Here is a 13,283-nt window from a genome sequence, read left to right as displayed (position 1 = left end):
AGGAGTCCGCGCATGACGTCTATCGCGCATCCCGAGCTCGAAGGGCTCGGAACCTATGAGTACGGCTGGGCCGACTCCGACGCGGCCGGGTCCAAGGCCCGCAGGGGCCTGAACGAAGAGGTCGTCCGCGACATCTCCGCGAAGAAGGACGAGCCGGAGTGGATGACCAAGCTCCGCCTCAAGTCCCTCAGGCTCTTCGACAAGAAGCCCATGCCCGACTGGGGTGCGGACCTGTCCAAGATCGACTTCGACAACATCAAGTACTTCGTGCGGTCCACGGAGCAGCAGGCCGCCTCCTGGGAGGACCTGCCCGAGGACATCAAGAACACCTACGACAAGCTGGGCATCCCCGAGGCCGAGAAGCAGCGCCTGGTCGCCGGCGTGGCCGCCCAGTACGAGTCCGAGGTCGTCTACCACCAGATCCGCGAGGACCTGGAGGAGCAGGGCGTCCTCTTCCTCGACACCGACACGGCGCTCAAGGAGCACCCGGAGATCTTCCAGGAGTACTTCGGCTCGGTCATCCCGCCCGGCGACAACAAGTTCGCCGCGCTCAACACGGCGGTGTGGAGCGGCGGCTCCTTCATCTACGTGCCCAAGAACGTGCACGTGGAGATCCCGCTCCAGGCCTACTTCCGGATCAACACCGAGAACATGGGCCAGTTCGAGCGCACGCTGATCATCGTCGACGAGGGCGCCTACGTCCACTACGTCGAGGGCTGCACCGCGCCGATCTACAAGTCGGACTCGCTGCACTCGGCGGTCGTCGAGATCATCGTCAGGAAGAACGCCCGCTGCCGGTACACGACCATCCAGAACTGGTCGAACAACGTCTTCAACCTGGTCACCAAGCGTGCCGTCGCCGAAGAGGGCGCCACCATGGAGTGGATCGACGGCAACATCGGCTCCCAGGTCACCATGAAGTACCCGGCCGTCTACCTCATGGGCGAGCACGCCAAGGGCGAGACGCTCTCGATCGCCTTCGCGGGCGAGGGCCAGCACCAGGACACCGGTTCCAAGATGGTGCACTGCGCGCCCAACACCTCCTCCACCATCATCTCCAAGTCGGTGGCACGCGGTGGCGGACGCGCCTCCTACCGGGGCCTGGTCCAGGTGCAGGAGGGCGCCGACCACGCCAAGTCCTCGGTCAAGTGCGACGCCCTGCTGATCGACACCATCAGCCGGTCCGACACCTACCCCTACAACGACCTGCGCGAGGACGACGCCGAGCTCGCGCACGAGGCGACCGTCTCCAAGGTCAGCGAGGACCAGCTCTTCTACCTCATGAGCCGGGGGATGGACGAGGACGAGGCCATGGCCATGATCGTGCGCGGGTTCGTCGAACCCATCGCGCGCGAGCTGCCCATGGAGTACGCGCTGGAACTGAACCGGCTGATCGAGCTTCAGATGGAAGGAGCGGTTGGTTAAGTTGACCGGCCCGAGCATCGAACCCAAGGCCCACAGTCACGGTCTCGGGGAGATCCCGTTCTCCAAGTTGGCCACCCACGGGTCCTTCGACGTGAACGACTTCCCCGTCCCGAACGGGCGCGAGGAGGAGTGGCGCTTCACTCCGCTGCGCCGCCTCAAGGGCCTGCACGACGGCAGTGCGCAGGCGGACGGCACCGACAAGCTCGACGTGGACGCCCCCGAGGGCGTCACCGTGGAGACGGTCGGCCGCGACGACGCCCGACTGGGCACCGCCGGACGCCCCGCCGACCGCGTCACCGCCCAGGCCTACACCTCCTTCGAGGAGGCCACGGTCGTCACGGTGGCCCAGGGCGCGGTCCTGGACCGGCCCGTTCGCATCACCCGCCAGGCACAGGGCGGCACGCGTTTCGACCAGTACGTCATCGACGTCAAGCCGCTGGCCGAGGCGGTCGTCGTCCTGGAGCAGACCGGCGGCGGCGTGCGCGCGGGCAGCGTGGACGTCCACGTCGGCGAGGGGGCCCGGCTCACCCTGGTCAGCCTCCAGGACTGGGACCGCGACGCCGTCGACGTCACCCAGCACAACGCCCAGATGTCCAAGGACGCCACCCTGAAGTCGATCGTGGTCACCCTGGGCGGCGACCTGGTCCGGCTCTCGCCGAAGGTGGCCTACAAGGACGGCGGCGCCAACGCCGAACTGCACGGCCTGTACTTCACCGGCGACGGCCAGCACCACGAGCACCGCTCGCTGGTCGACCACAACAAGTCGCACACCCGTTCGCGCGTGGAGTACAAGGGCGCCCTCAGCGGCAAGGACGCCCACGGCGTCTGGATCGGTGACGTGATCATCGGCGAGGGCACCACCGGCACGGACTCCTACGAGCACAACCGCAACCTCCAGCTCACCGACGACACCCGTGTGGACTCGGTGCCCAACCTGGAGATCTTCACCGGTGAGGTGGAGGGCGCCGGCCACGCCGCCGCCAGCGGCCGGCTCGACGACATCCACCTGTTCTACCTGCGCTCGCGCGGCATCCCCGAGGACGAGGCGCGCCGCCTGGTCATCCGCGGCTACTTCCTCGAACTCATCAACCGGATCCCGGTCGAGGACCTGCGCGAGACGATCATGGCCAAGGTCGAGCGGAAACTGGCCGAGCATGAGTGAGACCGGCCAGTGGGTGAAGGTCGCCGAGCTCTCGGAGATCCCCGAGGAGGGGGCCCTGGGGATCGAACTCGACGACGAGACCCCCATCGCCCTGATCCGCTCCGAGGGCGAGGTCTTCGCCGTGCGGGACGTGTGCTCGCACGCCGAGGTCCGCCTCTCCGAGGGCGAGGTCGAGGACGGCACGATCGAGTGCTGGCTGCACGGCTCCTGCTTCGACCTGGGCACGGGGGCACCGCTCAACCCGCCCGCCACACAGCCGGTCCCCACCTACGACGTGAAGATCGACGGCGACGACGTGCTCGTGTCGCCGGCTGAGAAGAATTCCTGAGGCTGAAATGACCAAGTTCGAAATCCGCGGCCTGCGCGCCGACGTCCTGATCGGTGAGGACGAGCGCCAGGAGATCCTCAAGGGCGTGGACCTGACGATCAACTCCGGTGAGACCCACGCCATCATGGGCCCCAACGGCTCCGGCAAGTCCACCCTGGCCTACGCCATCGCCGGCCACCCTCGCTACGAGATCACCGAGGGCGAGGTGCTCGTCGACGGCGAGAACATCCTCGACCTGAGCGTGGACGAGCGCGCCCGCGCCGGCGTCTTCCTCGCCATGCAGTACCCGGTCGAGGTCCCGGGCGTGTCCATGTCCAACTTCCTGCGCAGCTCCGTCACCGCGGTGCGCGGCGAGGCGCCCAAGCTCCGCCAGTTCTCCAAGGAGCTCCAGGGCGTCATGAAGGACCTGTCCATCGAGCCGTCCTTCGCCGCCCGCGGCGTCAACGAGGGCTTCTCCGGCGGGGAGAAGAAGCGCCACGAGATCCTCCAGTTGGAGCTGCTCAAGCCGAAGGTGGCCATCCTCGACGAGACCGACTCCGGTCTGGACGTCGACGCGCTCAAGGTCGTCTCCGACGGTGTCAACCGGGCCAAGGAGAGCGGTGAGATGGGCGTCATGCTCATCACGCACTACACCCGCATCCTCAACTACGTGAAGCCCGACTTCGTGCACGTGTTCGCCGGCGGCCGCGTCGCCGAGTCCGGCGGCCCCGAGCTGGCCGACACCCTGGAGGCCGAGGGCTACGAGCGTTTCGTGAAGGCGGGCGCGTAACCGTGACCCTCCGCGAGTCCGTCCGGCCCGACACGGGCCCGATCGACACCACGGCGGTCCGGAAGGACTTTCCGATCCTGTCCCGGACCGTCCGCGACGGGCGCCCCCTGGTCTATCTCGACTCCGGGGCCACGTCCCAGAAGCCCAGGCAGGTGCTGGACGCCGAACGCGGGTTCTACGAGCGCCACAACGCGGCGGTGCACCGCGGCGCCCACCAGCTCGCGGAGGAGGCGACCGACGCCTACGAGGCCGCGCGGGAGACCATCGCCCGGTTCATCGGGGGAGACGCCGGCGAGGTGGTGTTCACCAAGAACGCCACCGAGGCGATCAACCTCGTGGCCTACGCGATGAGCAACGCGGCCACGGCCGAGGACGGGCTCCGCCGCTTCCAGGTGGGGCCCGGGGACGAGATCGTCGTCACCGAGATGGAGCACCACGCCAACCTGGTGCCCTGGCAGCAGCTGTGCCAGCGCACCGGGGCGACGCTGCGGTGGTTCCCGGTGACCGAGGAGGGCCGCCTCGACCTGTCCGACCTGGAGGAGCTGGTCAACGAGCGCACCCGCGTCGTGGCCTTCGCCCACCAGTCCAACGTGCTCGGCACGGTCAACCCGGTGGCGCCCATCGCCGCCCGCGCCCGTGAGGTCGGTGCGCTGGTGGTCCTGGACGCCTGCCAGTCCGTGCCGCACATGCCGGTCGACGTCTCCGCGCTGGACGTGGACTTCCTCGCCTTCTCCGGGCACAAGATGCTCGGTCCCAACGGGATCGGCGTGCTCTGGGGGCGCAGGGAGCTGCTGGAGGCCATGCCGCCGTTCATCACCGGCGGTTCGATGATCGGCGTCGTGCACATGGACCACTCCACGTGGGCCGAGCCGCCGCAGCGGTTCGAGGCCGGAGTGCCGATGGCCCCGCAGGCCGTCGCCCTGGCCGCCGCCTGCGACTACCTCACGTCCGTGGGCATGGACCGGGTGGCCGAGCACGAGCACGCGCTCACCGCCTACGCGCTGGAGCGCGTCGGCGCGATCGAGGACGTGCGGATCGTCGGTCCGGCCGAGGCGGTGGACCGCGGGGGAGCGGTGTCGTTCACGGTGGAGGGCATCCACCCCCACGACCTCGGCCAGGTCCTCGACGACAAGGGCGTCGAGGTCCGGGTGGGTCACCACTGCGCCTGGCCGCTCCACCGCAAGCTGGGTATCGTCGCCACCACGCGCGCGTCCTTCTACCTCTACAACACCCTGGAGGACGTGGACGCACTGGCGGACGCGATCCGGGACGCGCAGCGGTTCTTCGGAACCCGGCCCTGACACGAGGAAACAGCCTGACCATGCAGTTGGACGCGATGTACCAGGAGATCATCCTGGACCACTACCGCAACCCCCACCACAAGGGGCTGCGTGATCCGCACAACGCGGAGGCGCACCACATCAACCCCACGTGCGGGGACGAGGTGACGCTCCGGGTGGCGCTGACACCGGCCGACGGCGCGGCGCTCGACGACCACGCGGTCGTCAGCGACGTCTCCTACGAGGGGATGGGCTGCTCCATCAGCCAGGCCAGCACCTCGGTGCTGACCGACCTGCTCATCGGGCGGACGGTCGCCGAGGGCATGGCCACCCTGGAGGCGTTCACCGAGCTGATGCAGTCCAGGGGTCAGGGCGAACCGGACGAGGACGTACTGGAGGACGCGGTCGCGTTCGCCGGAGTGTCGAAGTACCCCGCGCGGGTCAAGTGCGCCCTGCTGGGGTGGATGGCGTGGAAGGACGCGGTGTCGCAGTCCTTCGAGAAGGAGAGCGTCTGATGAGTGAGAACGAGACGACGACGGAGGCCCCCGAGCCGACCGCGCCGCTCTCCGCCGAGGCGGAGCAGTTGGTCGAGGAGATCGGCGAGGCGCTCAAGGACGTGATCGACCCCGAGCTGGGCGTCAACGTCGTGGACCTGGGGCTGCTGTACGGGGTGAACGCCGACGACGACGTCATCACCCTGGACATGACCCTCACGAGTGCGGCGTGCCCGCTGACCGACGTCATCGAGGACCAGGCCACCAGCGCGCTGGACGAGTTCGAGCGCGAGGTGCGCATCAACTGGGTCTGGATGCCGCCGTGGGGTCCGGACAAGATCACCGACGACGGCCGCGACCAGCTTCGCATGCTGGGCTTCAACGTCTGAGTCGGAGCGCGAACGGGCGGGCCGGTGACCTTCGGGTCCCGGCCCGCACCCGTGTCCGGCTCAGTGGTGGGCGATGCCGGCCAGAAGGTGTACCTGGTGGGCCAGGTCGTGCCCGCTGTGCGCGGGCCGGGAGAAGGGCAGCCGCACGTCGTGGTCCCCGTCGGCGGCCTCCACGCGCAGGCGCAGCCCGAACCGGTCCACGCCCAGCGGCCGGGTGCCGCCGTCGCGCAGGTGCGGGGGGAGGCGCCCCTCCAAAGCGTCGATCAGTTCGGGGTGGTCGCTGTCCACGTGGCGCAGCCACGGTGCCTCCCAGCGGCTGAAGGGATCGGTGCGGGCCGCGGCGAACTCGTCGGGGTGCAGCAGGTGGGCCCCCTCCGGGTCGGAGTAGACCAGCAGGGTGGGGCGCACCAGGGCCATGGTGTGGCCGTGGCCGATCTCCAGGAGACGCTCGTCGGGATCGGTCCGCAGTACCTCCAGGGCGCGCTCGCGCGCCGCCCCGGTGCCCAGGACGGACATGGTGCCGCTGACCCACAGCACGGCCCGCACGGGGTCCCGCAGCGGGACCGGGGCCAGGTCGGTGAACTCGGCCATGACGACCCGGTCGGCTCCGGCGGCCAGCAGGGGGTGGCCGTCGTGCAGGAGCAGGCCGACCTCGCCCGAGCGGTGGATGTGGCAGACCGTCCCGGGCAGGCGTATCGGAGTGCGTGACCGGGGCCGGGCGGAGGACACGGTCGCGGGGTTGCCCCGGACCAGGACGGAGCGCGCCCGGTCGGCGGGCGTGGGCAGGGGTGCGGAGGACGTCATGGAGGGAACCACCTTGTACTGATTAGGTAAGGCTAACCTATAGTACGGGGGTCGGTTCGTGCCAGGTCCCGGGACCGCTTTCGGTCGGTGGACGCGCCACGGACAGGGAAAAGGCCCCCGGAGCGCTCCGGGGGCCTTCTCGGGCGGGCTCAGCGGGCGGCGAACAGCCCGGCGCGCAGCTCTCCGGCGATGTCGGTGTCCCCGCGCAGTTCGAGGCGGTCGATGAGCGCCTGCGGATCGGCCGGAAGCCGCTCCTCGCCGTCGGTGATCCGCCGGGAGAGGATCCCCAGCGCCTCCTCCGTGGAGGCGTGCGCCGTGTAGCCGCTCAGGTGCAGGGCGCGCGAGGCCGGCGGGAAGCCGCTCAGATCGGTGGCGGGGAGCTTGCGCGCGTCGAGCCGGTCCCCGGTCACGGTGATGAACATCCGGTCGCCGGGCTGGGCCGCCTGGCGGCGCAGCAGGGGCCGCAGGGAGTCGAACGCGGGCTGGTCCCGCCAGACCAGTACCAGGAGGTCGGCGCCGGGGGCCGTGAGGCACAGCAGGCGCCCCGGTTGCAGCCCCAGGTGCACGGCGTAGCCGGTGGGGACCGCGACGGGTGCCCCGTTGAGGTGGTCGGCGGTGATGTCGACCCGGTGCCACCAGCGCCCGTCGGGGGCGTGGAAGCAGCGCGCGGCCATCGACGGGTCGTTCGCCGCCGACTGCTGCGCGGGGCCCCCCGGACGCACCGCCGCCCGCGGCGGTACCGCGGAGGGGACGCCGAACGGTGCCGACGCCTGCTGGGCGTCCTGGTACGGAAGGCCCGGCGGCGCCTGCGGTGAGGGGGGCGGGCCCTCCGGGCCCTCGGGGCGGCGCCGGATCGGCAGTCCGTTCTCCGTCGTAGGCCTGGAGGTGTCCGCGGGGCCCGGGTCGGCGGGCGCCTCCATCGGGACGGAGGGGTCGACGAGCACGCGCCCCTCCTTGAGGCTGACCCCGGGGGTGCTCAGCAGCCAGGCCCGCAGTTCCTGCTGGCGGATGCCGATCCGGCCCAGCCGGATCCCGGCCTCGGTCATGTCGGGGGCGTCGCCCAGGAGTTCGCGGGTCTGCCAGCGCAGGCGGTTGGGATCGTCGGCGATGAGCCAGCCGTTGTGCATCCTGCGGTCGGTGAACAGGGTGATGACCACGCGCCACAGCGGGGTGTGCAGTGTGGGCACGTTCACGGGGTGGTCCGCGTGTGCGTTGATGAGCCGGTCGATGGTCGTCGCCGATCCCAGTTGCTCGGACAGGTCGCGCAGGTGCTTGGTGATCTGCCCGCTCTCGGGGGAGTTGAGCCAGCGCAGGAGGCGCTCCTCCACCTTGCGCTGGGCCGCGCGGATCTCGGTGACGTCCACCGCGATCTGCTCCGAGAGCACCCTGATGCTGATGGGGTCGGTGGCGAAGAGCCGCTCGGCCGCCACGGTGCGCTCCAGCTCGGGCCAGGAGCGGAACATGCCGTCGACCAGGTCCACCAGGGGGTGCTCGCCGAGCGCGGGCGCCGGGGGCTGCGCCTCCACGTGGTCGGAGCGCATCGCCTTGGGGCGACTGAACGAGGGGCGGCGCAGGGTCCGGCCCGGTCCCAGCAGGGAACTGCGGAACTGCGAACGCAGGTCCCCTATACCGCCGCCCCTGTCCGTGCCGGACACGGCCTCGGCGCCGCCCGGGATCATGGCGGCCGAACTGACCATGCTGATGGGCGTGCCGCCGGGAGCGCCACCGGGTCCCTCGGTCCCGGTCGCCTTCTCGGGGATGCGCCGCCGCTCCTCGTCGCGCTGGGCGCGCAGGGCCCGCAGGGTGCGGATGGCGTGGGTCGCCGGGGTCTGCGGCGGCGCCGGGTCGTGCCCGGCACCCTCGGAGGCCCCGGACCCCTCGCCCACACCGGTGGCGTTGGTGAGGTAGTCCAGTGCGCTGCGCACGTGGGCGGGGGCCGAGTCGGGCAGCCAGTGGGAGATGGTGCGCACGGCCTCCAGCATCAGCGCGGGCGAGGGCGTGGGGCCGCCGGGCAGGTCGCAGCAGGGCTGGAGGGCCCGCCAGGCGACCGTGCTGATGATGTCGAGTGCGCCGCAGCCGCTGATCGGCCACGAGCCGATCTCCTGCGGTGTGGCCGCGATGAGGCGCTCCCAGTCCCCGGCGGTGGAGGCGACGGCGCCGCGGACGGGGTCGGACAGGTCCGAGCAGTCCACCTGCTGGGCCTGCAGACTGGGCAGGAACGAGGCCAGGGGGACGTGTCCCCACTGCTCCGCGGCCAGACGGGCGATGCCGTGGGCGAGCCAGGGTGGCCCGGCGATGTCCAGGACCTGGGAGACGGGCAGCGAGTGCCACCAGCCTTCGATGAGCCGATCGTGGCGGAGCAGGGGTGCCACGTCCGGCGAGCGCGACCACCGCAGGGCGGGGGCGAGGTCGACGAGGCAGATCGGGGAGACGGCGTTCATCCGCTGGGGACCTCGACCTCCTGGTGACTGCACGTGAATTGGAGGAACCGCACGGGCCTTCGGTTCGGCGCACCACAGCACTCGCCCATCACCCGACCGGGACGCGGCCGACCGAGCCGACGCCGATCAGTCGAGCACGGCTGACCGGGGGACAGGGGCGCCGTGAGTACGTGTCGTCCGTGATCGTACGTCGCTCAGCGCCACATGGGTAGTCCCGGGACCCCACGGGTTCGTCGACTTTTCTGTGACCTGGCTGTTCGACGTTCGATATCGACGGTACTCATTGTAGGGCGCGCAAGGGGGGCTATGCCCCGATTCATAGTCGATTAACTCCCTATCCATGGCTGAGCGGGTGCCTTGATGCTCCCTGTTTCGGCACTACGACCCCATGCGCGGGTATGCTTGGCGGCACTGTCCTCGCCCGAACGGACTTCGGCAGGGTGGCCGCTCCACAGCCGACCACCGGTCGGCGCTTCCGGGCCCGGGACCAGCGGCCGCACGCGGCCCCAGCAGGAGTTTCGCCTCGTATCCGGACCACCGGTCGCGGGGCGACCGAGCCGGACGATTGGTTGACGTGACAGACGTAGAGACGAATCCCCCTGCGGTCGCGCGTGTGAGCAGACCGGATGCCATCCGTTCCTACGTCGCGATCGGTGACAGCATCACCGAGGGGATCGATGACGGCAGTGGGCCCGGAGGGGCCTACCGGGGGTTCGCCGACCGGCTCGCCGATCACCTGGGTTCGTTCACCCCCGACTTCCGCTACGCCAACCTGGCCGTGCGCGGTCGGCGCATGCGCCACATCTTCGGCGAACAGACGGAGCAGACCCTGGAGTGGCGGCCGGACCTGGTGACCGTCCTGGCCGGCGGGAACGACGTGCTGCTGCCCGGCAGGAACCTGGACCGGCTCGGAGAGCAGTTCGAACGCGGGATCCGCCGCCTGCGCGACGCGGGCCTGCGCGTGGTGATCGTGTCCGGCCACGACACCGGGTGGATCCCCGTGCTGCGCTACTACCGCGGCCGTATCGCCGTCTTCAGCATGCACATGCGCGCCGTCGCTGAGCGCACCGGCGCGGAGATCGTGGACATGTGGGCGCTCAACTCCCTGGCCGACCCCCGTGCCTGGAGTGAGGACCGCCTGCACATGAACAGCGACGGCCACCAGATCGTCGCCGCTCGTATCGCCGACCTGCTCGGTGTCCCGATGGGCTCGCGCAAGGACTGGGAGGACCCGTGGGACACCCCGCCCCGTGAGGTCCCGCGCATCCTGCGCCGCCGCGAGAACCGCCGCTGGGCGCGCCAGTACCTCGTCCCGTGGCTGAGCCGCAGGGCCCTGGGCCGCTCCTCGGGGGACGGGCGGCTCCCCAAGCGTCCGGCGCTGGACTACCTGCACGACGAGGCTACCCGGCTCAGGATGGCCCGCGCCCTGGACGAGGGCGTCGGCTGACTCATCCGGAGCCGTTCCCGCAGGACGGCCGCACCGCGTGTGCGGACCCCCTCCGCGGATGCCGCGGCGGCGGTCCCAACGCGCACACCGGTCAGCTCCGGGAGAGCGACTGGATCAGGTCGGCCACGTGGACCACACCCACGACCTGGCCGTAGGTGTTGGTGGCGATCATGTCGTCGTAGACACGCGCGTTGTCCTGCCCGGCCACCCGCAGTGCGGCGATCGCCGACATCCACGCCGGAACCGTCCGGGGCGGCTCGGCCAGCCGCAGCGCCGGACGCTTGGCGTGCAGCGCGTGCCCGTACCTGCCGGTCACCGACAGCAGGAACCGGGTCCGGTCGATCACGCCCAGAGGGCGGTCCCGGTGGTCGATGAGGACCGCGCTGTTGAGCGCGGTGTCGCCGGTGAAGGCGTCCAGGACCTCCTCGCAGCTCACGTCGGCGCCGAACCCGACCGGTGGCAGCATGAACTCGGTGATCTGCGGGCCGGAGTCCTGCTGGTCCTGGGCGTCGGCGGCCGGCTCGGGAACCGGGGTCACACGCTCGCCCGGAAGCCAGGTGTCCTCGGCGAAGAACGGGCCGGTCCCCACCCGCAGGCCGCAGCGGCGCAGGCGGACCACGTCCTCGCCGTGCTTGATCCCCGAGGCCATGGAGTAGACGCCGCTGCCGCGACCGATCCGGGCCAGGCCCTCCACCACGGTGGTCCTGCGCTGGTCCGAGGCCACGTCCGCCACGATCGACGGGTCGAGGCGGATGAGGTAGGGCACCGTCTCCAGGACCAGGTCCGGGCTGACCAGCGCGGTACCGAACCCGCACCGGAACCCGGCCGACCTGAGCCGGGCCACGCCCGAGGTGACGAACTGCCTGGGCAGCGCGGACAGCTCGGGGCTGAGCATGAGCGTGATGTCGCTGGGGCGCCGACCGGATCGGCGCAGGCGGCTGTCGAGCAGGGAGACGAAGGCGTCCCCCGCGGTGAGCATCCGTGCGGGCAGTGGCAGGACCAGCGGCAGCAGGGTTCCCGAAGCGCCGGACTGGCCGATCAGGTTCACGAGCCACTCGGCGATGAGGATCTGCTCCCGGGGGGTCACCGCGCTGGAGGCGCTCCGGGGCACGGGCGGGGGAGAGGCGACCACCTCGACCGCGAGAACCGCCCCCGACTCCAGGTCCACGACCGGCCGGTGCGTGACGGAGCGAGAGGAGCGGTGCACCTCAGGAACGCTCGTTTCGATGGAGGATGAACCGGCATGATACTGGGACGCTTGCACAGACACGGCTCCCATGGTGCTCTCCCCCGAGGGGCGGAGAAAGGCATGTGTACTGCTGTTCAGCAGAACTTCACGCGTGTTCACCGTGTCTCGAACGGCCGTATGCTCTGCTCACACACGGAGGACGGCGACGGCCCCCGGAAGAGGACTTCCAGGGGCCGTGTGTTCGACCGGGCTCAGGGCCGGCGGAACACCAGAGCGACGTTGTGGCCGCCGAAGCCGAAGGACTCGTTGATCGCCGCGGCGTCGCCCTCGGGCAGGTCCCGCGGCTTGTCGCGGACGATGTCCACGACCGCGTCCGGGTCGAGTTGGTCGATGTTGATCGTCGGCGGGATCCGGCCCTCGTACAGGGCCAGGACCGTGGCGATCGACTCCACCGCCCCCGCGCCGCCGAGCAGGTGGCCGGTCATCGACTTGGTGGAGGTCACCGCGACCCGGTCGGTGGCGGAGTCGCCGAGCGCGGTGCGGATCGCCACGGTCTCGGCCACGTCGCCGGCGGGGGTGGACGTGGCGTGCGCGTTGACGTGCACGATGTCGCTCGGTGCGAGGTCGGCGTCGCCGAGCGCCTGGTGGATCGCCCGCGTCTGGCCCGTGCCCTCGGGGTCGGGCTGGACGATGTCGTGGGCGTCGTTGGTGTAGCCCACCCCGACGGCGTGCGCGTACACCCGGGCGCCGCGCCTGGCGGCGTGCTCGGCCGACTCCAGGACCACGATGCCGGCGCCCTCGCCCATGACGAACCCGTCGCGGCTCACGTCCCAGGGGCGGGAGGCGCCCTGCGGGTCGTCGTTGCGGGTGGACAGGGCGCGCATGGAAGCGAACGAGGCGATGTTCAGCGGGTGGATGGCCGCCTCGGTGCCGCCCGCGATCACGATGTCGGCGCGGCCGGCGCGGATCATGTCGACGGCGTTGGCGATGGCCTCGGCACTGGAGGCGCAGGCGCTCACCGGCGAGTGCGCCCCGGCGCGTGCGGTGAACTCCAGGGAGACCGCGGCGGCGGGGCTGTTGGGCATGAGCATGGGCACGGTGAACGGGGAGACCCGCTTCCAGCCCTTCTCGCGGAAGGTGTCGTACTGCTCCAGGATGGTGAGGATGCCGCCGATACCGCTGGAGACGACGGCCCCCAGCCGGAGCGGGTCGACCTCGGGCGAGCCCGCGTCGGCCCAGGCCTCCTGGGCGGCGATCAGCGCGAACTGCTGGGTGCGGTCGAGGCGGCGCAGCCTCGGGCGGGGCAGCTTCTCGGAGGGTTCCTGCGCGATGCGCCCGGCGAAGTGCACCGGGAGCGTCTCGTGCCACTCGGGGTCCAGCATGCTGATACCGGACCGGCCTTCGAGCAGTGCGGACCATGTGGTCGCGACGTCACCCCCGAGGGGGGTGGTGGCGCCGAGGCCGGTGACGACGACATCGGTCTGGGACATGATCCGATCGCCCTTCTCGTGGATCTGGCCCGGCCGCGGTGTGCCGGGAGGCGTTGGCGGGGTTC

At 70.8% G+C, this 13,283-nt stretch carries 12 protein-coding genes; 8 read left to right on the top strand and 4 right to left on the bottom strand.

Going from position 1 to position 13,283, the window contains the following annotated elements; genetic code table 11:
* The first annotated feature begins 12 nt into the window (after positions 1–12).
* Genes sufB through ACFHWE_RS13485 form a run of 7 tightly spaced genes read left to right on the top strand, consistent with a single transcriptional unit; the run spans position 13 to position 5,847 of the window.
* Entirely contained in the window at positions 13–1,425 is a 1,413-nt protein-coding gene (gene sufB, locus ACFHWE_RS13515) for a Fe-S cluster assembly protein SufB (RefSeq protein ID WP_416601684.1), read from the top strand.
* A 1-nt stretch (position 1,426) separates the two neighbouring features.
* Positions 1,427–2,587 (top strand): Fe-S cluster assembly protein SufD, encoded by a 1,161-nt coding sequence (gene sufD / locus ACFHWE_RS13510; protein ID WP_416601682.1) that lies wholly within the window; start codon positions 1,427–1,429, stop codon positions 2,585–2,587.
* The gene (locus tag ACFHWE_RS13505) at positions 2,580–2,915 is read left to right on the top strand and encodes a non-heme iron oxygenase ferredoxin subunit (protein ID WP_416601680.1); all 336 of its coding nucleotides are present in this window, start codon (positions 2,580–2,582) and stop codon (positions 2,913–2,915) included. Before sufD ends, ACFHWE_RS13505 begins: the two co-directional genes overlap by 8 nt.
* A gap of 7 nt (positions 2,916–2,922) precedes the next feature.
* A complete protein-coding gene (gene sufC, locus ACFHWE_RS13500) occupies positions 2,923–3,684 on the top strand; it encodes a Fe-S cluster assembly ATPase SufC (RefSeq protein WP_416601678.1) in 762 nt (253 codons plus the stop codon).
* A gap of 2 nt (positions 3,685–3,686) precedes the next feature.
* Positions 3,687–4,985, top strand: coding sequence for a cysteine desulfurase (locus ACFHWE_RS13495; protein WP_416601676.1), 1,299 nt, complete (start codon positions 3,687–3,689; stop codon positions 4,983–4,985).
* Positions 4,986–5,005: 20 nt separating this feature from the next.
* On the top strand, positions 5,006–5,479 hold the full coding sequence (gene sufU / locus ACFHWE_RS13490; protein ID WP_028648264.1) for a Fe-S cluster assembly sulfur transfer protein SufU: 474 nt from the start codon (positions 5,006–5,008) through the stop codon (positions 5,477–5,479).
* Positions 5,479–5,847 (top strand): metal-sulfur cluster assembly factor, encoded by a 369-nt coding sequence (locus ACFHWE_RS13485; protein ID WP_416601675.1) that lies wholly within the window; start codon positions 5,479–5,481, stop codon positions 5,845–5,847. The genes sufU and ACFHWE_RS13485 overlap by 1 nt, the downstream gene beginning before the upstream one ends.
* 60 nt (positions 5,848–5,907) lie before the next feature.
* Here ACFHWE_RS13485 and ACFHWE_RS13480 read toward each other — a convergent pair whose 3' ends face one another.
* Together ACFHWE_RS13480 and ACFHWE_RS13475 are read right to left on the bottom strand one after the other, a co-directional pair.
* Complete coding sequence (locus ACFHWE_RS13480) at positions 5,908–6,651, bottom strand: DUF2470 domain-containing protein (RefSeq protein WP_416601673.1); 744 nt, start codon at positions 6,649–6,651, stop codon at positions 5,908–5,910.
* Between the two features lie 149 nt (positions 6,652–6,800).
* Entirely contained in the window at positions 6,801–9,092 is a 2,292-nt protein-coding gene (locus ACFHWE_RS13475; protein ID WP_416601671.1) for a hypothetical protein, read from the bottom strand.
* Positions 9,093–9,705: 613 nt separating this feature from the next.
* Here ACFHWE_RS13475 and ACFHWE_RS13470 point away from each other — a divergent pair.
* A complete protein-coding gene (locus ACFHWE_RS13470) occupies positions 9,706–10,539 on the top strand; it encodes an SGNH/GDSL hydrolase family protein (protein ID WP_416601669.1) in 834 nt (277 codons plus the stop codon).
* 91 nt (positions 10,540–10,630) lie between these two features.
* Here ACFHWE_RS13470 and ACFHWE_RS13465 read toward each other — a convergent pair whose 3' ends face one another.
* Positions 10,631–11,746: an EAL domain-containing protein gene (locus ACFHWE_RS13465; RefSeq protein ID WP_416601667.1), complete on the bottom strand. Its 1,116-nt coding sequence runs from the start codon at positions 11,744–11,746 to the stop codon at positions 10,631–10,633.
* Positions 11,747–11,979: 233 nt separating this feature from the next.
* Positions 11,980–13,218: a beta-ketoacyl-ACP synthase II gene (fabF, locus tag ACFHWE_RS13460; RefSeq protein ID WP_416601665.1), complete on the bottom strand. Its 1,239-nt coding sequence runs from the start codon at positions 13,216–13,218 to the stop codon at positions 11,980–11,982.
* Between the last annotated feature and the right edge of the window lie 65 nt (positions 13,219–13,283).

It is taken from the genome of Nocardiopsis sp. LOL_012 (assembly GCF_048060475.1).
Classification (GTDB): domain Bacteria; phylum Actinomycetota; class Actinomycetes; order Streptosporangiales; family Streptosporangiaceae; genus Nocardiopsis.
The sequence above is the reverse complement of the archived record's forward strand: the minus strand, read 5'-3'. Positions and strand labels throughout refer to the sequence as shown.

What these genes read in the sequence shown, in the direction of transcription:
- sufU (WP_028648264.1), top strand. Translation starts at nt 5,006, where the DNA reads ATGCAGTTGGACGCGATGTACCAGGAGATCATCCTGGACCACTACCGC.
- fabF (WP_416601665.1), bottom strand. Translation starts at nt 13,218, where the DNA reads ATGTCCCAGACCGATGTCGTCGTCACCGGCCTCGGCGCCACCACCCCC.
- ACFHWE_RS13485 (WP_416601675.1), top strand. Translation starts at nt 5,479, where the DNA reads ATGAGTGAGAACGAGACGACGACGGAGGCCCCCGAGCCGACCGCGCCG.
- ACFHWE_RS13475 (WP_416601671.1), bottom strand. Translation starts at nt 9,092, where the DNA reads ATGAACGCCGTCTCCCCGATCTGCCTCGTCGACCTCGCCCCCGCCCTG.
- sufB (WP_416601684.1), top strand. Translation starts at nt 13, where the DNA reads ATGACGTCTATCGCGCATCCCGAGCTCGAAGGGCTCGGAACCTATGAG.
- ACFHWE_RS13480 (WP_416601673.1), bottom strand. Translation starts at nt 6,651, where the DNA reads ATGACGTCCTCCGCACCCCTGCCCACGCCCGCCGACCGGGCGCGCTCC.
- ACFHWE_RS13505 (WP_416601680.1), top strand. Translation starts at nt 2,580, where the DNA reads ATGAGTGAGACCGGCCAGTGGGTGAAGGTCGCCGAGCTCTCGGAGATC.
- sufC (WP_416601678.1), top strand. Translation starts at nt 2,923, where the DNA reads ATGACCAAGTTCGAAATCCGCGGCCTGCGCGCCGACGTCCTGATCGGT.